Origin of the sequence: Actinomyces sp. HMSC08A09 (assembly GCF_001807465.1) — a bacterium.
Classification (GTDB): Bacteria; Actinomycetota; Actinomycetes; order Actinomycetales; family Actinomycetaceae; genus Actinomyces; species Actinomyces oris.
The window spans coordinates 59,963-80,482 of sequence record NZ_KV789147.1; the positions used below are offsets into that span (position 1 = coordinate 59,963).

15 protein-coding genes, 1 tRNA gene, 1 other RNA gene and 1 pseudogene are annotated in these 20,520 nt (G+C 65.6%); 10 read left to right on the forward strand and 8 right to left on the reverse strand.

Annotation, left to right across the window (positions count from 1 at the left end):
- Positions 1–110: 110 nt before the first annotated feature.
- The 4 genes from HMPREF3165_RS10595 to HMPREF3165_RS10610 form a co-directional block, all read right to left on the reverse strand.
- Entirely contained in the window at positions 111–1,256 is a 1,146-nt protein-coding gene (locus HMPREF3165_RS10595) for a tetratricopeptide repeat protein (RefSeq protein ID WP_070513311.1), read from the reverse strand.
- 514 nt (positions 1,257–1,770) lie between these two features.
- On the reverse strand, positions 1,771–4,161 hold the full coding sequence (locus tag HMPREF3165_RS10600) for an ATP-binding protein (protein ID WP_070513314.1): 2,391 nt from the start codon (positions 4,159–4,161) through the stop codon (positions 1,771–1,773).
- 5 nt (positions 4,162–4,166) lie between these two features.
- Positions 4,167–4,931: a LuxR C-terminal-related transcriptional regulator gene (locus tag HMPREF3165_RS10605; RefSeq protein ID WP_070513316.1), complete on the reverse strand. Its 765-nt coding sequence runs from the start codon at positions 4,929–4,931 to the stop codon at positions 4,167–4,169.
- A gap of 162 nt (positions 4,932–5,093) precedes the next feature.
- Positions 5,094–6,089: a hypothetical protein gene (locus tag HMPREF3165_RS10610; RefSeq protein ID WP_070513319.1), complete on the reverse strand. Its 996-nt coding sequence runs from the start codon at positions 6,087–6,089 to the stop codon at positions 5,094–5,096.
- 521 nt (positions 6,090–6,610) lie between these two features.
- On the opposite strand from HMPREF3165_RS10610, the gene HMPREF3165_RS10615 reads away from it, so the two are divergent.
- The 7 genes and pseudogenes from HMPREF3165_RS10615 to HMPREF3165_RS13930 form a co-directional block, all read left to right on the forward strand.
- Positions 6,611–6,910, forward strand: a complete 300-nt coding sequence (locus tag HMPREF3165_RS10615; RefSeq protein WP_009233120.1) for a hypothetical protein — start codon at positions 6,611–6,613, stop codon at positions 6,908–6,910.
- Positions 6,911–8,103: 1,193 nt separating this feature from the next.
- Positions 8,104–8,790, forward strand: a complete 687-nt coding sequence (locus HMPREF3165_RS10620) for an MT-A70 family methyltransferase (protein WP_256275277.1) — start codon at positions 8,104–8,106, stop codon at positions 8,788–8,790.
- A 12-nt stretch (positions 8,791–8,802) separates the two neighbouring features.
- Positions 8,803–9,036 (forward strand): hypothetical protein, encoded by a 234-nt coding sequence (locus HMPREF3165_RS10625; protein WP_070513325.1) that lies wholly within the window; start codon positions 8,803–8,805, stop codon positions 9,034–9,036.
- A 495-nt stretch (positions 9,037–9,531) separates the two neighbouring features.
- Positions 9,532–11,832, forward strand: a complete 2,301-nt coding sequence (locus HMPREF3165_RS10630) for a type IV secretory system conjugative DNA transfer family protein (protein WP_176747050.1) — start codon at positions 9,532–9,534, stop codon at positions 11,830–11,832.
- 417 nt (positions 11,833–12,249) lie between these two features.
- A complete protein-coding gene (locus HMPREF3165_RS10635) occupies positions 12,250–13,110 on the forward strand; it encodes a replication-relaxation family protein (RefSeq protein ID WP_256275278.1) in 861 nt (286 codons plus the stop codon).
- 265 nt (positions 13,111–13,375) lie between these two features.
- Positions 13,376–13,984 (forward strand): recombinase family protein, encoded by a 609-nt coding sequence (locus HMPREF3165_RS10640; RefSeq protein ID WP_256275279.1) that lies wholly within the window; start codon positions 13,376–13,378, stop codon positions 13,982–13,984.
- A 28-nt stretch (positions 13,985–14,012) separates the two neighbouring features.
- Positions 14,013–14,999, forward strand: a pseudogene (locus tag HMPREF3165_RS13930) (recombinase family protein); the annotation flags it as partial.
- 138 nt (positions 15,000–15,137) lie between these two features.
- On the opposite strand, the gene HMPREF3165_RS13935 reads toward HMPREF3165_RS13930, so the two are convergent.
- Both HMPREF3165_RS13935 and HMPREF3165_RS10650 read right to left on the reverse strand, forming a co-directional pair.
- Positions 15,138–15,602 (reverse strand): hypothetical protein, encoded by a 465-nt coding sequence (locus tag HMPREF3165_RS13935; RefSeq protein WP_256275280.1) that lies wholly within the window; start codon positions 15,600–15,602, stop codon positions 15,138–15,140.
- A gap of 292 nt (positions 15,603–15,894) precedes the next feature.
- Positions 15,895–15,989: transfer RNA gene (locus tag HMPREF3165_RS10650), tRNA-Ile, on the reverse strand.
- A 203-nt stretch (positions 15,990–16,192) separates the two neighbouring features.
- Between HMPREF3165_RS10650 and HMPREF3165_RS10655 the strand changes: the two genes are divergently transcribed.
- A complete protein-coding gene (locus HMPREF3165_RS10655) occupies positions 16,193–17,095 on the forward strand; it encodes a Nif3-like dinuclear metal center hexameric protein (protein WP_070513331.1) in 903 nt (300 codons plus the stop codon).
- Positions 17,096–17,141: 46 nt separating this feature from the next.
- Positions 17,142–17,876 (forward strand): zinc ribbon domain-containing protein, encoded by a 735-nt coding sequence (locus tag HMPREF3165_RS10660; RefSeq protein ID WP_070513334.1) that lies wholly within the window; start codon positions 17,142–17,144, stop codon positions 17,874–17,876.
- Between the two features lie 35 nt (positions 17,877–17,911).
- Here HMPREF3165_RS10660 and HMPREF3165_RS10665 read toward each other — a convergent pair whose 3' ends face one another.
- Positions 17,912–18,721 (reverse strand): YaaA family protein, encoded by an 810-nt coding sequence (locus HMPREF3165_RS10665; protein WP_070513361.1) that lies wholly within the window; start codon positions 18,719–18,721, stop codon positions 17,912–17,914.
- A gap of 87 nt (positions 18,722–18,808) precedes the next feature.
- On the opposite strand from HMPREF3165_RS10665, the gene rnpB reads away from it, so the two are divergent.
- Positions 18,809–19,199, forward strand: an RNA gene (gene rnpB / locus HMPREF3165_RS10670) — RNase P RNA component class A.
- Between the two features lie 88 nt (positions 19,200–19,287).
- Here the strand turns inward: rnpB and HMPREF3165_RS10675 are convergent.
- Positions 19,288–20,475 (reverse strand): hypothetical protein, encoded by a 1,188-nt coding sequence (locus HMPREF3165_RS10675; protein ID WP_070513336.1) that lies wholly within the window; start codon positions 20,473–20,475, stop codon positions 19,288–19,290.
- Positions 20,476–20,520: the final 45 nt, after the last annotated feature.

Here is a 20,520-nt window from a genome sequence, read left to right on the forward strand (position 1 = left end):
TGTTGCTCCGCCCGATGAAGCCCAGGATGTCATTGCCGAGAGAAATCGTGTCGGCTACCTGACTTTGCATCGTTGATCCAATCGCCGAAATAATGCGGTGCTCACACGTGTCATGATTCTTCTGTCATGGCCTGTAGGGCGGCGCTCACTTTTTCGTGCTCGACGACGGATTGATCGTAGGCCTCCTTCATGCGTTTGTACTCGGCGTGGCGGACAAAGAAGAATACGACCCAAGCGGTTGGCGCCGCAAAGAATAGCAATGTCACGATGTGGGGGTATGAGATGAATGCGATGAGGCCAAGAACGGCGATTCCAACTGCCTTGAGTGGGAAATCCGGGACCCGGTTCGGGTCGGCGGGTGGAACCTGCAGTAGCTCGATGCGCTTGATGTAGAGATCGATGAACGTGATGATGCGTTTCGTGAGGTGCTGCGGTAGGCCAAGACTGGTGAACTTGTCTCGCATGTTGCGGAACCAGTTCTTCGACTTCTCGAGCTCGTTCATGTCATAGCAGTGTTTCTCAATCGCTTCGCAGCAGTTCTGGCTGACGGCGAGGAGTGTGGCAGAATCCATATCTGGGTCAGCCTTGAGGCCCTCAACGCAGATATCTATTGCCCTCGTGTATTGCTTCATCTCGACGTAGCACGCTGCCATGCGAAATGCGATATCGGGAATCATTTCGCGCGGCGCCTTGGTTAGCGCACGCTGGAAGCACTCAATACCTTTTTCGTACCTCTTTGTGAAGTAGAATGTGACGCCGCGTACTCGGTAGACATCCACGGTGTCTTCACCGAGCTCATCAAGAACATAGGCCTCGTCTGCATAGTGTTTTGCTTCTCGCCAGTTTTCCTCCGCTAGCTCGATCCATGCAGAGATCACATGGGCGTTGGGGTCGTCACCATGCTCGTTTCGTGCCTTGCGTGCGGCAATGCTGGCTGCTCCGGGGTCGTCAGCGAAGTAGTACGTCCAGGCGCGGCCGATCCAGTCGATATCCTGCTCAGCCACTTCAGGCAGTGCTCGCAGGGATCGGTCGTATGCATCGCGCGAGTCTTCGTTTGAGAACACGTTCGAGGCGTTCTCAATCATCTTGAGCTTTGCTCTCGCCTCTTCGCCGCGGCTACCGTTCAGCGACGCGCGTTGCCGCCACTGCATGCGGATTTTATTCAATTGCACCTGAATATCAGGGGTGGCATCGTCCTTGTCCAGGTTTAGTTCCTGGTAGTAGTCGACCACAGCGGCAGTCTGCTCATATGCCATCTTGGGGGTTCCTAACTCAACGATTCGGGATTCGGAGAGGAAAGCAAAACGAGTGGTAGACGCATCGTTGCGCGCAGGCGCTGGTGCTGTCCTGGCTCGCATTCGCTTGGCGAAACCGAGATTAGTGAGACCGTGGCGTAATCGACCAGTCTGAGTACTGAGACAGTGGTTTGCGGTGGGGGATTAAAGTGGTTTGTGGGATACATGAGAGCCAGCTGGCGTAATCTGTGTGGAAGTCCCAGGCTGGGTGTCCTGCCAACTGCAAGTTGTTAGACAAACGGCGGGAGGGCTGGCGCAGTGTGGTCTCGTAATTTTGATTCGTTATCTTTATCGATCTGCTCGCAACGGCATGAGTCATGCATGTATGTGGGCACTACGTGCGTGTTTGCTGGCTGCTGAGAACTCGAGAGCGCCTACAGCGTGTGCGTCGACTGGTGAGTCGTGGCTGAGCGGTGCTGGATGCCTCTGCTGGGGCACGAGGACTGTCTGGGTGCCTCAATCGCCGATGCCAACGTCAACTCGCGCGCCGAATCCGCTCCAGTGCGATCGCCCCCGCTGCGCTGTGAGATTGGATGGTGGCAGCGTATGGCGAGTGCTGCGGGCAGAGGCGAAGGACGACTGACTCGCCGTTTTTCGCGTGGCGCAGTATGTGGGTGGCGGTGTCGACCAGTGTGGTGGGAAGCGGTGGTGGTGCTGTGGCTAGGTCTGAGTCCTGGTGGGAGTCGTCGAGCTGGATGACGTCGACGCCTCGATCGCGCGCCTGCCGAACGGCAGCGACGAGAGCAGGCTGGCTCGCCAGGCGCGGCACGCGGATGAGATCGCGCAGTTCGGCTTCGACTCGCCGGGCTAGTTGCACCAAGGCGTCGCTTGGGGCATCGGTGAGTGAACGCAGTTGCTCAAGCACGGGGCGTGACCGCCGGCTGACGTCGGTCAGTAGGGTGGTTTCTGCCTCGAGGCGGGCTTGTCGGGCGGTGCGGAGCACCTGTGCCTGGTGGGCTTGGCGCTGCATTGCGGTGATGCGTGGCTCGATTGAGCGCACTAGAGCAATCACGGTGGCGACCGTCAGGATGTTCATGCACTGAAATCCGAACGAGCGAACGAATGGGGCTGCTGGTGCACCGATCACGACGACGGGCAAAAGATGGGCAGCTCCCACGACTCCGAGGTTGACTAAGGCCAGTTTCAATCGTCGCTGATGAAGCAGGAGCACGGTGAAGATGGCGCTATACCCTTGGGGCCATGACGCCAGCTCGAGCGTTGGTGTGAGGGGGCCCCAGGTGAGGAACGGAATTGTGCTCAGTGCTGAGGTGGAGAGTATGCACCAGCGCTGAAGTGCTCGCGCTAGGCCCCGTGGCGGCCAGGCCAAGGCAAGAAAGGAGCATGTGACGCCGACGGCGCTGGGGATGGAAACCAACACATGGGCGGGTGTGCCGCTGCTGCGCATGACGTGGGCCCAGGCGGTGAGGACGATGCAGCCGAGCCCGATGCGGCCCCAGTGGCCGTGTACCGTGGCTGACAAGCCGTCACCGGTCAGTGGGAGAGCGTCTGCGGTGTGAGCCTTGGGAGTGGCTTTCCTGAGCCGGAGCCGGACGGTGGTACCACGCCCGATTTCCGACGACACGCTGGCGTGCCCGCCTGGTAAGTGGCGCATCCGTCCAATGATTGATTGGCGTAGCCCGAGGCGCAGCGGGCTCAAGCGGCTGGTGTCGAAGCCGACGCCGTCGTCGGTGATCGTGACGGTGAGGGTGCTAGCGGACTGCTGGGTGGATACCGTGCAGTGGACGTGGCGCTGCGGCTCGCCGCCGCTGCTGTGCGCTGCGACGTTTCGCAGTGCCTCTAGGCTCGCGGCAAGAACCTCAACGAACTCGTCCTCAGACAGGCTGAGCTCTGCCTCAGTTACCTGCCCAGGATCGGCAGCAGAAGCGAACTGGTACGCAACCTGTGGGTGCGTGTGCTGCTGGCACCATGAGCGCAGTTGGTCGACGAGCTCGGTGGTGGTGTGGTGGTCGTCGCTGTGTGTTGGCTGCTTGAGGAGTTTGAGTGCATCGGCTGCGGCGGCGCGGAGTCGCTTTGCCGGCATCCCGCGTTCCGGAAAGGACGAAACGAGCGCGGCCAGGACATGATCGTGGACGAGGTTGCGGGCATGGCGGCTGCCGGCCAGTTGGGCGCTCAGCCGCGTGGCGAGGTCTTCCTCGTGGCTGTTGCGTTGGCTCTCAGTGTCAATATGCCTGGCGCATCCGATCAGCCAGTTGATCGGCAGGCAGTAGCAGCCCGCGAAGGTCGTGCTGTAACCGGCTCGGGTCAGCGCTTCGAGCAACCCTTCGCTTCCGGCATAGAGACGGACGATGAACTCGAGCAAGAACAGCACCGCCAGGCCAATCACCGCCGTCCGCCAGCTCGCCACCGCTGCAAGCAGTGCCGCGGCAATCACCATCCCAAAGGCCGGCAGCGGGTGGATGCCTGATGCCAGATGTGGCTGATCGGGATCGAGATTGTGCAGCGTCAGTATGGCGGCACATACCCAGCCATGAAGCGTAAGATAAACCCATGCCCCCAGTCGTGCCCCAACGGCAGCAGCCGACGCGCGGGACTTATGCTGGCGCGAAATAGTGAATGCCGCCAGTGGGCACAGTGCTGGCGGGATCAGCAGGCCAAAGAGATACGGGTATCCAGCTGCCCAGCGATACCAGGTCGGTGCTTCGACAACTTGCTGAAAGAGTGATGGCTTTTGATGAATGAGCTCGAAGAGCATCCCAAACAGGCTGGCACCCATAATCAGGATGATCTGATACGCGTCCTGGTTGGTGCCATCGAGCAGCATCCGGTTGACCACGCCGGTTCGCTTCTGCTGGGAAGCACTGGTCGAGCCGGTGTCGGCGGCGAACGGAGCGGCGGAGGCTGCCATAGTGCTCAGAACGCGTCCTGGAGATCCAGTGTGGGAACGAGTCCTTCGGCCTGGGCCCGTACCAGCAGGTCGACGCGGCTACCAGCGGGGACGCCAGCGTCCATGAACTTGCGGCGTATGCGCGAGACGTAGGTATTGACGGTGTGGATCGACAGGCTGAGCTGACGGGCGACGAAGCTCGCCTCCGCGCCGGTGGCGTAGAGCGAGAGCACCTCCTGCTCGCTGGGCGTCAGAGCAGAAGTGACGAATGCGCTGTCTGCATCCAGAGCACTTGCCCAGTCCAGTGATGGCGTCAGCTCACCACGCAGCGCCGCCCAGATTGTGCTGATCAAAACATCCGGCGTCTCAGACTTGCGGACGACACCCAGGACGCCGCCCTCACAGGCACGCCGGATTAGGTAGGGGTCATCCCCGCTGGTGTAAGCGATCACCGCCGCACCTCGCTTGCGCAGGGTACGGGCGTTGTGTGAGGGGTCGGAGTTGTCCGGTAGGCGCAGGTCGAGCAGTACCACATCGGGCAAGCGATCCTTCGTCGCAGCCGTCTCCTCCAGCAGCTGGGCAACACTGGGATACCCGCCGCGAAAGTGAAGGCTGGCGGTCATCGCCAGCATGGTCGTCACACCCAGGGCGATGACATCGTGGTCATCGATCAGGGCAACGGTGCCGACTCGTGGCACCTCGCGGGCGGGTGCTTGCTGGGCGATGGGATTGGGATTATGCGGGGCGACTCCGGCAACCGAGCCGCCACCGTTGGCAGGTGGCTGTGTCATCTCTGCGTCCTCACGAACCGTCGGGGAAAGGAGCGTGGATCAGGCGATGTTGACGCTAGCAACCTGGTAGCGCGTATCACCATTGACGATTACCAGAGTTGACCAACCGGCAGTTAGTACAACCCTCCAACGGCGAGGCCTCACTTTTGGGCACATCGCTCCTCACCACTCCCACCCAAACCCACCGAACAACCCGCCATGGACGTCGCGCTGGGTGAGGGTGGCGCGCTGCTGCGCGTCCAGGTGGGTGCGGTTGTACTGGTTGGCGGCTTGGGGGCGGGCGAAGGGGCTCGCCCCGGTGAACTGCCAGATGCTGGCTGGCACCTCCCCGATGAAGCGCACCTGGATGGTGGCCAGCAGTGAGCGGGCGTGGAAGGCCCGGCTGGCCAGTGAGATCGGCGTGGTGGGCTCCTCGCCCGGCAGAGGCTCAGCCCGGAAGGCGAGGTCGTAGCGCGTCGCGTCGTGCATCGGCGTGCGCCTGCCGGTGGCCGGGTCGATGTGCCAGAAGTGGTCATTCCACCCAGCCCCTTCGACAGCACGGCTGTTGACGCTGAACTCCCCGCCCGGCTGCGCCGTGACGTGGGCGGGGTAGGAGCGCGAGATGGTGACGAAGTCCAGCTCGCCGGCCATGTTGGCCAGCCGGTAGTGCTCCACCGTGCCGCGCCACTGACGGTGCTCGACCACGATGAGCGTGGTGGTCTCCTCATAGACAATCCCACCGTGCATCTCCGGCACATCCAGCACCAGCGGTGCCTGGGCGTAGCGCCCAGCCACCAGACGGCTGTGCAGCAGACGCAGGCCAGCTTCCTCCCGCGAGGCGATCGTCTCCATGCTGCACCCCAAGCGGCTCGCCATCGCCCGTCGCCGCTCCAGCAGGCTCCCACTCCCGGCCGTCTCAGGGCTGAGCGCGAAGGCCGCCAGCAGCACACCCACTAGCGGCTCGTCCTTCTCACTCCCGCTCTCACTCAGGCTGTGAATGGCCGAGACAAAGCGATGGCGTAGCCGCTCAAAGGAGTCCTCCAAGCTGCCCCGCAGCACCTCATCGACAATCGGGGCGTGCACCAGCCGCGCCGCCGTAAACCCACCGCGCTTGCGCAGCCACGCCAGCTCACGCAGCAAAGAAGCAGCATCATCGGCATCGAGACGAGCACGGGACATGAGCAAGCCTCCTGGGGAAGTAGAAGCAAGGCGTGAGCGGCAGTGGGCTGAGCGGTGAAGCGCCCGCCAGGCGCGACAACCGCACGGTGTGAGCTGGGGCCGGGCCGCAAACCAGCCTAGACCGAGCGGTCGGAACAAACCAGGAGATATAGCGGGGGCCGAACACCAGAGGCGAGGTGTCTGTGCCTGGCTTGGCCGACTGGCTCCTTGCCGCAGCTGCTGGCCTGCCGACTGCAGCGGGGCAGCAGTGCTGCTTGTGTGTGCCAGTGGTGGACGCCTGAGTGAGCCCGCTTTTCCAACTTTCTTCCAACTTTGACAGCACTGCGGCGCGGTCTGCCTACCGTTCTAACCAACGCCACGAGCTCGGGGCAAGACCGGCAGAAAACGCCGGCCTGGCGCGGCAAGTGGCGGGTGGTACGGCCTGCTCCATCAAGAGCGGCAGCACAGGCCGTCAACGCGAGATGACCAGCCCGGCTGGCCGTCTTTCTCTCTTCCTTCCTCTCTCCTTGAAAGGACTCCTCATGGCTTCTACCAATCTCAGTCTCTTCTCGCCCCAGCGCACCCGGATGGGGGTGGTGCTGGGCAATGGTCAGGCCCGGGTGACCAGGCGGGAGATCGAGCAGGTCGCCGCCCAGGCAGAAGTAGCGGCCCAGGCCGAGCAGGCCCGGGCCTTCCTGACCTCCCAGGTCCTGACCAACATCGCCACGCTGGTGACTCAGGCCGAGGCCCAGACCCGCATCGCCCCCGGCGGCGCTCAGTTCTACGAAGCGATCATCACGGGATACGCCCTGGGCGCTGGGCAGCGGATCGGGCAGCTGTAGGCGGCGGGGCCAGCACCGGAACGTCGTCAGCTCGGCAGTGAGCACTCTGCCTTTCACCTTCGTTCCGTCTTCTCACGTACTTCTCTTCTTCTCTCAATTCTCTTCTCATCTTCGGAGGTTTCATCATGACGGTAATAATCGGGATCCTGGCCCTCATTGGTCTGGCGGTGGTGGGCGCAATCGGCTGGGCATTCGCCCACGGGGTGCGCGACGGACTGGCCCAGTGGCGGGAGGCACCACCCAGCGGAGCGAGTCAGCCGCTGCCCGTCGGTGAGCCGCCGCTGTCGCTGTCTGCCGCGCTGCCGAGCAGCTACCAAGCCGGTCAGCTGGCCGGTGAGGTTGCAGTCAGCTGGCGTTCTGCACACCAGGCGGCCAGAGCAGTTGGACCAGGCGTCCCGGCCAGCTCGTCCTGGGCGGCCGCCCTGGCCTTGGGCAGTGAGCTGAGCCTGCAGCGCCAAGAGGCAGGCCGAGCCATGCAGGCAGCCATGACCCAGGTGCTGCAGGACAACGAGCAGGCAGTGCGGGAGGCAGCGGCTGAGGCTGCCGGTGGAGGGCATAACGCCAGCAATGGCGGGAGTGGTGCGGCGCCAACTGCTGCAGGGTCGGGTGAGGCCAGCAAGGGTGGCAGTGCGTCGTCTGAGGCGAGTTCTAGCGTGACGGACAGTGGTGACAGCAACGGCACGGCAGAGGCTGCGGCCCGACCCACCTGGCCGGCTCACGCGCCCTCGCGTCGCCCGCCGCGCCCACGTCCCAGGCAGTGCACGCAGCAGCGACCGGGCCGGTCGGACGAGCGGCAGTCGTGAGCAATCGGCTCCATTCCTCACCCACATGCTGCGTTCTTTCGCTCCCTTGTTGCAAAAACTACAGCACCGACTTTCGTGGCCACTAAGTGGCGCGTGTGTCCATTTTGTTTCCTGGGGTGACACCACAGAAACGGCTCAAGAATGGCACGTGTCGCGTCGCTTCGCAATCTGAATTGAGAAGCCTTGCAACATGCGAGTGTTCGTGGAATGTATGGGATAAGGGCAACTTGCTGCCGATGCGCGAAATAGCTGGTAGCGGGCTCGCCCGGAGCAAATAGCACGTATGAACAAAAAAGGAGGGACACTATGCAGCAGACGAAACACACAGGACGAGCGTGCGCTGGGGGAGCGGCACCACGGTGCAGTGCGGCGGCCAGGCAGGCTGGCGCAGTGGCAAGTCAGAACGGTGGTGTGACGGCGACCAGCGCTGGCTCATCACCTGCCATCCCTGGCCTGCCGCCTGGTGGCTTTGCCACCATCCTGGCCGATCCGCCCTGGCCCCTTCAGGGCGGTGAGAAGCACTACCGGACGATGAGTCTGGCGCGGATCAAGGCTTTGCCGGTGGGGTCGTTGGCGGCCCGTGATGCCCACCTGTGGCTGTGGACGACCAATGCCTTGCTACCTACAGCGTATGAGGTGGCTGAGGCCTGGGGCTTTACGGTGCGCAGCCCGCTGACCTGGGTGAAGTTCCGCCTTGGTCTGGGTGGCCGCTACCAGCTACGTAATGCCACCGAGCAGCTGCTGTTCTGCACCCGGGGGAAGGCACCCTTGGGTTCGCGCTCCCAGCCGACCTGGTTCAACGCGCCAGTACAGGAGCACTCGCGTAAGCCGGCTGAGCAGTTCGCCATTATCGAGCGGGTCAGCCCTGGGCCGTACCTGGAGCTGTTCGCCCGCCGTAGGCCAGAGTCGAACCAGCCCTGGGCAGTGTGGGGAGACCAAGTAGCGAGCGACATCCGCATCCCCGGCTTTGCCGTGCCGCGGTACAGCGAACGCGTTGAGAAGGCAGAAGCGATGCCGCAGACCGACCAGTCCGCTGGCAACGGCAGCGGTGGTAACGGCAAGGAGGTAACGCGATGAGTCGGCCGTGGCATGACAAGTACTCAATTCGCAGTCTTCGAGGAGATGGTGATGATGAGCGATTCGAGGCGTTCTTTGCCCGGCAGCCTGCTGCGATGCGGCGTCGGTCTGCTCCTGATCGCGATGGGGCTGAGGTGGATCGTCGTCATCGTGCAAAGCAGCTGGCCCTGGCTCGTCGGGCTGCTCGCCGTGAGCGCCGCCGCCTGGCTGGCAGTGCGCTGGTGGCGCAGCCGACGGGAGTGGTGAGAGAGCCCAGCGCTAGCCACCACTGCACTCAGCCTGCCAGCGATGACCGGCGACGGACTGGTCGGCGGCCTCACTCTCCAAGGAGGCAGCCATGATGGCCCCGCATGCCGGTGGCCGGCCTGGCTCGTCGCGGCGGGTGCGGCTAGTGCCGGTGCGGCAAAGCGGCATGGACCACCGGGCAGTGGCGCGGATCGTGCTGGCACTGGCGCGGCAGATGGCGACGGATGAGGCTGGGGAGTCGGCGGCGGATGACGAGGTGGTGTCCTCAGGTGTGGGGGTCTGCACGAGTAGTGAGCGTGGCCCCTCGGTGGGGCGCTGCGCTGCAAACGAGCCTGTGTCGGCATCGCCTGGTGGTGGCTTGGCAGGTCGATGTGCTCACCAGCGTCATGAGGGCGCTCATCACTCGACTCATGAATCTGCCACGGCTGGCTGCTCCAGTTCCTACTCGTCCGACGAGGCTACCGCTGTCTCGTCCACGCCGGGAGGTGCCCCGTGATGGCCCGCCCCACTCAGCCCCTGGTCTGGCGCCAACTCCGCTTTGCTCTGCCGCTCGCCCAGGACACCGCGGTGAGTCTGGTGGAGCGCATTCTGGCAGATAGCTCGCTTGGTCGGGTGGTGCTGGAGCTGCGGGCCTCGGGTGGGCAAGCCACCTGGGCACTGGGCTCACAGGCTGGTGAGCGGTTGGTCTCGGTGGTGCGTGAGTTGGTGCCGGGCTGCCGGGTGCCGCGTGGGTTTTCACGGCGGGCGGTGGATCAGGCGGTGGTGGTGTCGGCCCGCCCGGTCGGGGTGGGACTGGCGGCGGAGCGGCTCAGCGCGGTGGTGCGGGCCGTTCTGGCGGCCTTGGCGGTGACGGCTGAGGGTGAGGAGCTGGTGGTTCAGCTGCAGCTGGGGCGGCGCTTCTCACCGCAGGCTCTCGGGCGGGTGGAGCCGCAGGGCTGGCTGGAGCTGCTCGGCCTGGTACCGATCCCATCTCTTAGTGGTGAGCGGGGTCGGCGGATGCGGGCGCAGGTGGGGCGGCATCGGGCGGCGGCGAGTTTGCGCTTGGGGGTGCGGGCAGCCTCACCGCTGCGCCAGCGGGTGCTGCTGCAGGGGCTGCTGGGGGCGCTGCGCCTGCTGGAGGGGCCGGGGGTGCGGCTGCGCGCCCGTACGGAGCACCCGGCTAAGTTGGATGGGGTGCGGCGGCCGTGGCGGGCGGGGCTGGAGCTTGGTGCAGGAGAGATTGTGGCGATGGCGGGCTGGCCGGTGGGTGAGCTGCCCTTGCCGGCGACGCCGTCGGCTCATCCGCGGGTGCTGGCGCTGCCTCAGGCGCGTGAGACGCAGCGGGCGTTTGCCACAGGGGTGGCGGATCAGGCGGGTGAGCGCCTTGGTATCTCGATTGGTGATGCGCTCTACCACACGGTGCTGCTGGGGCCGACGGGGGCTGGTAAGTCCACCGCCTTGGCGCATCTGGCGTTGGCGGACATTCACGCTGGTCGGGGTGTGCTGCTGATTGATCCGAAGACGGATCTGGTGGCGGACATTCTGGCGCGGATTCCTGAGCAGCGACGGGGTGACGTGGTGGTGATCGACCCGACCAGTAGTCGCCCGGTGGGGATCAATCCACTGGCCCGGGCGCAGACGGCGCGCAGCGGCGCGTTGTCATCAGGCGGTGGCGTGGTGGGGGGTGGTGCGTCGCCGGAGCTAGTAGCGGATACGGTGCTGGCGACGTTGAAGGGGGTGTTCGCTGAGTCGTGGGGTGTGCGGGTGGAGCAGGTGCTCTCTGCGGCGCTGGTGACGCTCGCGCGCACGCCGGGGGCGACGTTGGTCGATCTACCCCTCTTGCTGACGAACGCGGCTTACCGTCAGCGGCTCATTGCGGCCTCGGGGGCGGATCCGCTGGGGACGGGGCAGTTCTGGGCGGCCTATGAGGCGCTCAGTGAGGCGCAGCGTCAGCAGTGGGTTGGGCCGGTGCTGACGCGGCTGCAGCCGTTCCTGATCCGTCCGCACCTGCGAGCCACGCTGGGGCAGGCCGCGCCGTCGGTGGACCTGGGGGAGGTGTTCACCCGGCGGCGCATTGTGCTGGTCAGCCTCAACAAGGGAGTACTGGGAGCGGAGTCAGCCCGGCTACTTGGGTCGCTGCTGGTGGGCCAGCTCTGGCCACTCATCCTGGCCCGGGCAGCGGTGGAGCCATCGCGGCGGCATGTGGTCAGTGTCTTCATTGATGAGGTGCAGGACTACCTGTCGCTGCCGGGCAGCCTGGCCGACGCCCTGGCCCAGGCCCGGTCACTGGGCGCAGCCTTCCACCTGGCGCATCAGTACCGCGGGCAGCTGCCCGCGGCGCTCAAGGCGGGGATCGATGCCAATGCGCGCAACAAGATCATCTTCTCCCTGAGCGCGGCGGACGCGGCCGAGCTGGCCCGTCAGGCGATTGACCTGGAGACGGCCGACTTCCAGCTGCTGCCGCGCTTTGGCGTCTACGCCCGCACCATGCACCACGGGCGGGAGAACCCCTGGTGCCAAGCCACTACCCTGCCACCGACCCCACCGGTGCAGGATGCCCTGGCACTGCGCGCCGCCAGCCAGGCGCGCTACGGCCAAGACGCCGCGCAGGTCGAGGCCGCCCTGCTCGCGCGGCTCGGGCAGAACGGCGAGATGACCGGTGATGACGCGACTCAGGTAGCAACGGACGACGCGGCGAGTGAGCTCGGGGGAGCAGCCACGGGCGGAGACGGCGGGCCAGCGAACGGCGTACCTGGCTCGACGGCTGGTGTGGTGTTCGGCCGCCGGCCAGATAGGCGGAACGGAGGAACAGCATGACAGGCGGAGGGATTGAGCGTGTTCTCCGCGGCGCGTCAGACCACCACTGGGGCTACGAAGTTCGCTGCGAAGTATCGCCCCTATCTGGCCCCTGCGCTTGTCTCCACCACTGGCTCGCCGAGACGCGTCGGGGGACGAATTGCCAGACGCATCGCTGCAGCGAGCAGGTTGGGCTATCGGCGTCGTGGTGCGGCACAGGCGCGGTTGCGGGAGGCGACTGATGGCCCCGTGTGGCCATCCCACCTACCACTGACAACGGCCCCAGCCTCACAGCCCCTGGCTCGCAGCAGCGACTCGATCAACCACATGACGATCACGAAGGAGGAAACAGCCATGAACACAGCGATATCGGAATACGCGAGCGTTGGGACAGGCACCGGTTTGGCAGTGCCGACGTCCGCGACGACACCAACGACGATGAAGGGAGCAGCGACGACAGAGGCAGCGAAGTCTCAGCGCCAGGTTCCGGCTCGGATTGGCCGCGCCCAGCTGCAGGCGATCGCCGAGCGGCTCGATGCCACCGATCGGGCGCTGCTGGCCTTACTGGCGGCTCATCGCTATGCCACAACCCGCCAGCTGGCGCAGATCACTGAGTTGTCTGGGCAGTACGGTTCGGCCCGTTCGGCGCTGCGCCAGACCAGTCGGCGGCTGCGACGCCAGCACGGGCTGGGGCTGGTTGCTCACCTGGAGCGGCGGATCGGTGGTACGCGGGCCGGCTCAGCGGGGTACGTCTGGTACCTGACTGCAGCGGGGCAGCGCCTGACGAGCGAGGGGCAAGGGCGTGGATCGCGGCGGCGTTTTCAGGAGCCGTCGTCACTGTTCCTGTCCCATACGCTGGCGATCACGCAGGCGCGGGTCGTCATCGAGCAGGCCATCCACGCCGTCGGTGGACGCCTGGCCCGGCTGCGTACCGAGCCGGCCTGCTGGCGCTCCTGGCTGCGGCTCGGTGGGGCGCTGGGCTGGCTCAAGCCGGATCTGGAAGCGATTACGGCGACGGATACAGGCGCTGAGGATCACTGGCTCCTCGAGGTCGACCTAGACACCGAGCATCCAGCGCGGCTGCTGGCCAAGTGCCACGACTACCAGGCCCACCTGGCCAGCGGCACCTTCCAGGCCCAGCACGGCTACTACCCGCAGGTGGTCTGGCTGCTGACCAACCAGGCACGGGCCGGCCGCCTGGCCGAGCAGATCGCCGCCGACCAGACGCTGACCCCTGGGCTGTTCAAGATCACCGCCGCCCCCGAGCAGCTCGCTGCCCTGATCCAGCGCGGCCCATAGGACGTCGAAAGCGACGACGCTATCTGCTTGGCCATTTCTCAGTCTGCCTCATTCTCAGCAAGGAGAACTTACCAGCGACGAAGTTGGCGAACCGTGCTGAAAGCGGCGGAATGGCGGGGCAAGCTGGCGACTAGGGGAGTGTTGGGCGGGAATGTTAGAGATACAGGAAATCCGACTGGACTTTTCCGTCCATCTGAGCGTCAATAGAAAGAGGAGAAACATAAACGAGTGAAATAGCAATACATATGACGAGAGGAGGATGCAGATGACAACGCAGACAACAACGAACGCACAGGAGAAGCACCTGGCTGTGCTCTCCACCGTACCCACCACCGCGCTGGACGGCCAGGCGGGTACCGGGGCGATCGCCATCTTCTACGGCGCGGCCCGCTACCCCTTCGAGCTAGCGCGCCAGCGGGAGCTGGTGGAGGACTATGCCGAAACGACCGGCCTCAACCTGGTCACCGAGTTCCACGACCGACAGCAGCGCCAGCACGGCCTGGGCATGCTGCTCGATGCCTGTCAGCGCGGTGGAGTGGAGTACGTCATCACGGCAGGCTGGCCCACCCCCAACCTCACCACCACCGAAGCAGACGCGGTCGTCGAGCAGCTCGCAGCCAGCGGCACCCACCTGGTCTGCCTCAACAACTGGCAGCCCGGCGACGGCACCCCACCCGCCTGGTGGAACGACGAAGAAGGCGCATGGATGCGCCAGCTCGATGAGCTGAGAGAACAAGAACGCCAGCAGCGCGAGCAGACCAGTGAACACAGCCAGCCTGGCGAAGCCGGCGCGGACAGCCAGGTCAACCAGGCCGGTCGAACCGGCAACGCCAGTGAACCCACCGAAGCCACCAAGGAGGTGCACCATGCCTGACGCACTCGCCCCCGATCCCTTCACTGCCATGGCCGCCCAGCTCACTCCCAAGCGCGCCGTCTCATACATCCGCGTCTCTACCCGTGAGCAGGCTCAGCGAGGTGGGTCGGAGGAAGGCTTCTCCCTGCCGGCTCAGCGGGAGGCGAATAAGCGCAAGGCCCAGTCGATGGGTGCACTGGTCGTCAAGGAGTTCGCCGACCGCGGCGAGTCCGCCAGGTCTGCCAACCGCCCTGAGCTACAGAAGATGCTGGCCTACCTCAAAGAAGACGGTGGGATCGACTACGTCATCGTCCACAAGCTCGACCGACTAGCGAGAAACCGAGCGGACGATGTGGAGATCAACCGGGCGTTTGAGGAGGCAGGGGTACGTCTGGTGTCAACCAGCGAGAACATCGACCAGACGCCAGGTGGCATGCTCCTGCACGGCATCATGAGCTCTATCGCTGAGTTCTACAGCCGGAATCTCGCCAATGAGGTCATCAAGGGGATGGGCGAGAAGGCGCGGAACGGTGGGACGCTGGGGAAGGCACCGCTCGGCTACCTCAACGTCCGTGCCAGGGATGAGAACGGGCGAGAAGTCCGCACCATCGCCCTCGATGAGGAGCGCGCACCACTCATCCGGCTGGCCTTTACCGAGTATGCGACGGGGCAGTGGACGACCAAAAGGCTCGCTGCGCACCTGCACGATCGTGGGCTGACGACCGTGCCGACAGCCCGCAAGCCGGCCAAAGCGGTGACGGGTGCCCAGTTGCATCGCATGCTGCGCCACCCCTACTACAAGGGTGTCATTTCCTTCCAAGGGGTGGAGTACGCCGGGGCGCATGAGCCGCTGGTGGATGAAGAGACCTGGAGCCAGGTGCAGGCCGTGCTGGACTCCCATCGCTTCGGGGAGCGGGAACGCCAACACAACCACCATCTCAAGACGACGGTGTACTGCGGCCTGTGTGGTGCGCGCCTGCTGGTGCAGAACACGCGCAACAGCAAAGGCGACCTCTACCCCTACTTCATCTGTGCCAAGCGGCAGCGAACCCACGACTGCTCCTTCCGCGCCGTCCTGATCGACGTCGTCGAAGAGCGGATGAACGACCTCTACCAAACCATCCAACTCAGCAGCCAGGATCGCCAGCTAGTAGAGCAGTACGTCCGGGAGGAGCTACAGCGCCTTGAGCGTGACAAAGATCGGACAATCCGCTCCCTGACGACCAGGCGGACGAACATCGAAGACAAGCGCCGCCGCCTGATGCACGCCCACTACGAAGGTGCCGTCCCCCTGGAGTTGCTCAAGGAGGAACAGACCCAGCTCACGAGCGAGCTCGACCATATTGAGCGCCAGCTGACCGCCTACCAAGCCGACATAACCGAGGTGCGGCAGCGCCTTGCCCAGGCCCTTGACCTCCTCGAAGACTGCCACCGCCTTTACACGGCAGCACCTGCCCACCTGAAGAAGCTGCTCAACCAGGTGTTCTTCCAGCGGGTGCTGGTCAACCCAGCGGTGGATGAGGAGGGCCGAGTCATCCTGCCGGAAGATGGAACGAATGATGACGGAGGCAGGAACGCGACCGATGCAGCAGCTGGCGACTGCCCGATAGGGGAGAGCGACGACGGGCCATTGCAGCACACCGCAGCACCGCGCCTGCTGTCCGACGCAAGTAGCGACGCCAGCCTGGCAGCCGAGCTCCGGCTGCCTTTCACCTGGCTGACCAGCCGCCTGATGCACAAGGTCGCACGGCAACACCGTGCGACCTTGTTGCAAGACAACCCGCGAGAAAACCGGGACAACCAACTGGACTGCCCCATCACCAACACCGTCTGCAACGACGAAGCGCTCACCAGTGGTGGTGAGCGCTTCGCATCTTCATCAACCAACCCAGACCGTGTTACTCATGACCTAGGTTTGGGTAAGGCTATCGTGGTACCCCCACTGGGATTCGAACCCAGGACCTTGTGCTTATCAGGCACGATACGAGGTATAAGCTCGCTGCTCTAACCGCTGAGCTATGGGGGCGCGGCCACGACATCGACGGCGTCGAGGGGGCCGACGCTGCCGGCACCGGAGGGGGCCAGCAGCGCGGAAGTAGGTTACCCCAGACGGCGGCCGCATCGGTCGTTTTCCCCACTGTGTTCCGTCAGGTACGCCCGCACGCAGGTGCCACGCTCCGTCGCCCCTGACATCTCAGGAACTGCCCCGCATGCCGCTAGCCTGGTCGCATGAGTCACACTCCTGCACCCGCATCCCCTGAGGCCGGACACGGGCCAGCACGCATCACGTCGGAAGGCCACCTGACCGTCCGTGACGTCGTCGCCCTCGTGGAGGCCGCCGCTCCTCCCGGCCTGGCCGCCTCCTGGGACTCCAACGGGCTCATCTGCGGCGACCCCGCTGAGCCCGTGCGCAGCATCCTGCTGGCCGTCGACCCGGTGACAGCCGTCGTCGACGAGGCCATCGACGCCGGAGTCGACATGGTCATCACCCACCACCCCCTCTACCTGCGCGGTACCGACCACGTCGCGGCCACCGACCCCAAGGGACGCACCGTCCACCGCCTCATCCGCGCCGGCATCGCGCTCCTCAACGCCCACACCAGCCTCGACGCCGCCCACGGGGGAGTGGCCGACGCCCTGGCCGAGCGCGTCGGTCTCGTCTCCACCGTCCCCCTCGAGTCCGACCCCGCCTCCCCGGATCAGGGCATCGGACGGATCGGCACGTTACCCCAGCCCGTCACCCTGCGCCGGTTCGCTGAGGACGTTGCCTCAGCCCTGCCCGACTCCGCCCCCGGCCTCCTCGTGGGCGGGGACCTGAACGCCGTCGTCGAACGCATCGCCGTCTCAGGTGGGGCGGGCGACTCTCTCCTGCAACGGGCCCGGCAGGCCGGAGCCGACGTGTTCCTCACCGCTGACCTGCGCCACCACCCAGCCTCCGAGCACCTGGAGGACGGCCGCCCCTATCTCCTGTGCGGAACCCACTGGGCTACCGAGTGGGTCGGCCTGGAGCCCCTGGGGCGCAGGCTCACAGAGGACGCTCACTCCCGTGGAGCCTCCCTGGCCGTCCAGGTCTCCCGCATTGTCACGGACCCCTGGGCGCTGCGCCTGCCGACCGGAACAGACCGGGCATGAGAGGATTCGCAGCAACAACTTGTACGCACCTGAAGGAGCACACGCCGTGACCAGCGCCCCCATCGCCCAGCAGCGCCTTCTCATCGACCTCCAGGACCTCGACTCCCACCTGGCACGGCTGCGTCACGAGCGCAAGCACCTTCCGGTCCTCACCCGCATCGAGGCCGTCATCGAGCGCCTCAAAGCCAACAAGCGCGCAGCCATCCAGGCCGAGGCCGCCCTCGACGAGGCCAAGAAGCAGGCCACCCGCAGTGAGGACGAGGTCGGGCAGGTGGCGCGCCGCGCCGAGGTGCTGCGCGAGCGCCTCCACTCCGGCAGCAGCGCGGCCCGCGACCTCTCCGCCATCCAGGGGGAGATCGACCAGCTCGGCCAACGCCAGTCAGCCTTGGAGGAGGCGCAGATCATGGCCATGGAGGCCCTCGACTCCGCCCGGCAGGAGGCGGAGCGGCTCAGCCAGGAGGAGGCCGAGATCCGTGCGGCCGGCCGGGAGCTCACCGCCAAGCGTGATGCCGAGTTCGCCCGACTCGATGAGGAGATCGAGTCCCTGGAGAACCAGCGGGCAGACCTGGCCGGAACCATCGAGGCGTCCCTCCTGGCGGACTACGAGGCCGTGCGCAGCTCCACAGGCGGGCTCGGTGCAGTCGCCCTGAGAGGACGCACCGTTGAGGGAGGCGCCGTCGAGATCAGCCCCCAGGAGCTGGCCCGCATCGTGGCCGCCCCGGCCGAGGAAGTCATCCACGCCGAGGAGAACGACGTCATCGTCGTACGCATGGACATCTGACGGCGCGGCCCATCTGAAGCCGGCCGCGACCGACTTCAGCGGGTCACCAGGGTGAGAGCCCGACGCCCCAGCCGGTCCGGCTCGCCGACCTCGACGTCGTCGATGCCCTCCAGACGCCCGGCGATGGCTGCGATGTCGTCCACGTGGACGTGCTCAGGCACGGATCCGGCGGCGACGGCCCTCAGGAGCTCTCCGGTGAGCAGTCCGCGAGCGTGCTTGGCCATGTGGGAGACCACCTTGCGCGAACCGTCGGCGGCGGTGCGCACCACGCGCACGGTGACGACTTCGATACCGTCACGTGCAGCCGGCTTCCACGCGGCCGCATAGTCCGCCGACCGGCAGTCCACCACCAGTCCCTGTGCAGCCATCTCAGTGAGCGACGGCGCCAGGTGCTGCTTCCAGAACGCCGGCAGGCGCCCCGGTCCAGGCAGGGACGTGCCCATCGACAGGCGGTGGTCGGGCACCAGGTCAGTGGGGGACAGGATGCCCCACAGTCCCGAGAGAACGACGCAGTGGCGCTCCAGAGCAGCCCGGCCGGCCGCCTCCTCGGCGATCGAGTCGAGCCGGGCGGCCTCGTACAGGACCCCGGTGAACAGCTGATGGGCGGGGACACAGGGTGAGGTCTCCAGCGTCAGGTTCGTTGATACCTGCACGGCGCTGCGTGGTCCTAGTCCCAGGACGGAGGCCGCCTCATCGCTCCGGCTCACCTCAGCCAGCGCGGACATCACCTCGCGGCGCGCAGCAGTGAGCCTGTCCGCGTCCAGGAGCGAGTCAAGTTCCAGCGACGGTCCACTGGCAGGAGCGGTCTTTCCCTCAGAGGGAGGCAGCAGGATCAGCACCCGCACATGATAGGCGGCTCCCAGCAGGTCAGGGGCCGACGGCGAGCGAGACTCCGTGCTGATGCCCCACGGAGCTAGACTGACCCGTGCGGACGAGCCGACCGGGCGGCCGCGGTACCGCCACCGCCTTCATAACGGTGGCGGGCTGAGGAACGTCCGGGCTCCACAGAGCAGGGCGGTGGCTAACGGCCACCCGGGGTGACCCGCGGGACAGTGCCACAGAGAGCAGACCGCCCATCGGAATCCGGTGGGTAAGGGTGAAAGGGTGGGGTAAGAGCCCACCAGCGCGGCGGGTGACCGTCGCGGCTCGGTAAACCCCGCCCGGAGCAAGACCGCACAGCTGGCGCTTGAAGGCTGCTCGCCCGAGTCAGCGGGTAGGTCGCATGAGGCCGCTGGCAACAGTGGTCCAAGATGAATGGTCGCCACCGCCCAGGCCGGCAACGGCGGGCGGCAACAGAACCCGGCGTACAGGTCGGCTCGTCCGCCCCATAGAACCTATTGAAACGGCTGTGGCCCGCCAGGATGATCCTGGCGGGCCACAGCCGACACGCGGTCAGAGGCGGGTAGCGCGTTTACTTCGCCGCCACGTAGACCTCATTCTTGTTGTCCACCTGAGAGAAAGCGCTCACCGCGAAGGCGCCCTTCTTCTCATTGGCAGCGGATTCGTCAACGAGGAAGACGAAATCACCCTTGGCCTTACCTCCATCTCGAGGCATGCTCTGGCGGATGAAGAGTGACTGCCCGCCGATCGACAGCTCGGCCTCCGAGGTGTTCCCCTCGTGGGTGAACCCCACTTGGAGCCTGAACTCCTGGAACTGTCCCTCTCCGTGGTAGGTGATCTCAACGGGGACGCGAATGTACACCTTGCCGGCAGGAGGCTCCTTGTAGCTGTACTGGCTCGTGGCGGCCTTCACCGACTCATTGGCGTTCCACTCGACATCGCCGATGGTGACGTCAACCGAGGCGTTCGGGTCGTCGTCGTACTTACCGGCATGCAGCGTGATCGGCCCGGCCTTCGGGTCGAGGGGGTTCTTCTCGCTGGAGCCTGGGTCGTTGCTGCCCGGCTTGCTGGTCTTGGTGGTCTTCTTCTGATCCGAGCTGCCAGTCTCGTCAGAGTCGCTGGCCTTCTTCTTGGAGTCAGAGTCAGCCTTCTTCTGGCTCTTCGGCTCCGAGGTCGACGTGCTGTCCGCCTTGTCATCCGACTCGCTGGAATCGCCCTTGAACATGAAGATGCTTCCGATGACCAGGGCGACCACGACGACTGCAGCGATACCGGTCCAGAACCACCACTGCTGGGTCAGCGGCTTGGAACCGTTGCCAGGGCCGGCCGGAGCGGCGGCGTTGGGCTGCCACCCGCCAGCGGGAGGCTGCATGCCTCCGGCAGCCCCCTGGGGCTGGTAGGGCGTGGGTGACTGGGCGTAGTCCATGTTGGCCGCGTAAGGGCTGCCCCCAGCTGCGGGAGCGCCGGCGTAGTCCCCGGAGGGGGCGGAGGCCGACATGCCCGTCGGGTCGGCAACCGGCGAGGCGGTGCTCAACGACGCCGTCGGGGCGGTCGACACCGCCTGGGTCGGAGCCCACGCCGGGTCGGCCTCGGTGGCGGCACCTGCGGCCGAAGCAGCGGAGGCGGCCGAGTCGTCGACCCAGATCTGCCAGCCCTCTGGAGCCGGTCCCCAGGCCGGGTCGGGCTGCCAGCCTGCAGGTGGTTCGAAGCCCTCGGGTGGCGCGGGCCAGTTCGGCGGTGGATTGAAGCGCAAAGCCATGAGAACCTCCGGGAGGAAATAAACAGGGAGAAACCCGCATGGGTT

What these genes read in the sequence shown, in the direction of transcription:
- HMPREF3165_RS10595 (WP_070513311.1), bottom strand. Translation starts at nt 1,256, where the DNA reads ATGGCATATGAGCAGACTGCCGCTGTGGTCGACTACTACCAGGAACTA.
- HMPREF3165_RS10600 (WP_070513314.1), bottom strand. Translation starts at nt 4,161, where the DNA reads ATGGCAGCCTCCGCCGCTCCGTTCGCCGCCGACACCGGCTCGACCAGT.
- HMPREF3165_RS10605 (WP_070513316.1), bottom strand. Translation starts at nt 4,931, where the DNA reads ATGACACAGCCACCTGCCAACGGTGGCGGCTCGGTTGCCGGAGTCGCC.
- HMPREF3165_RS10610 (WP_070513319.1), bottom strand. Translation starts at nt 6,089, where the DNA reads ATGTCCCGTGCTCGTCTCGATGCCGATGATGCTGCTTCTTTGCTGCGT.
- HMPREF3165_RS10615 (WP_009233120.1), top strand. Translation starts at nt 6,611, where the DNA reads ATGGCTTCTACCAATCTCAGTCTCTTCTCGCCCCAGCGCACCCGGATG.
- HMPREF3165_RS10625 (WP_070513325.1), top strand. Translation starts at nt 8,803, where the DNA reads ATGACAAGTACTCAATTCGCAGTCTTCGAGGAGATGGTGATGATGAGC.
- HMPREF3165_RS10630 (WP_176747050.1), top strand. Translation starts at nt 9,532, where the DNA reads ATGGCCCGCCCCACTCAGCCCCTGGTCTGGCGCCAACTCCGCTTTGCT.
- HMPREF3165_RS10635 (WP_256275278.1), top strand. Translation starts at nt 12,250, where the DNA reads ATGAAGGGAGCAGCGACGACAGAGGCAGCGAAGTCTCAGCGCCAGGTT.
- HMPREF3165_RS10640 (WP_256275279.1), top strand. Translation starts at nt 13,376, where the DNA reads ATGACAACGCAGACAACAACGAACGCACAGGAGAAGCACCTGGCTGTG.
- HMPREF3165_RS10655 (WP_070513331.1), top strand. Translation starts at nt 16,193, where the DNA reads ATGAGTCACACTCCTGCACCCGCATCCCCTGAGGCCGGACACGGGCCA.
- HMPREF3165_RS10675 (WP_070513336.1), bottom strand. Translation starts at nt 20,475, where the DNA reads ATGGCTTTGCGCTTCAATCCACCGCCGAACTGGCCCGCGCCACCCGAG.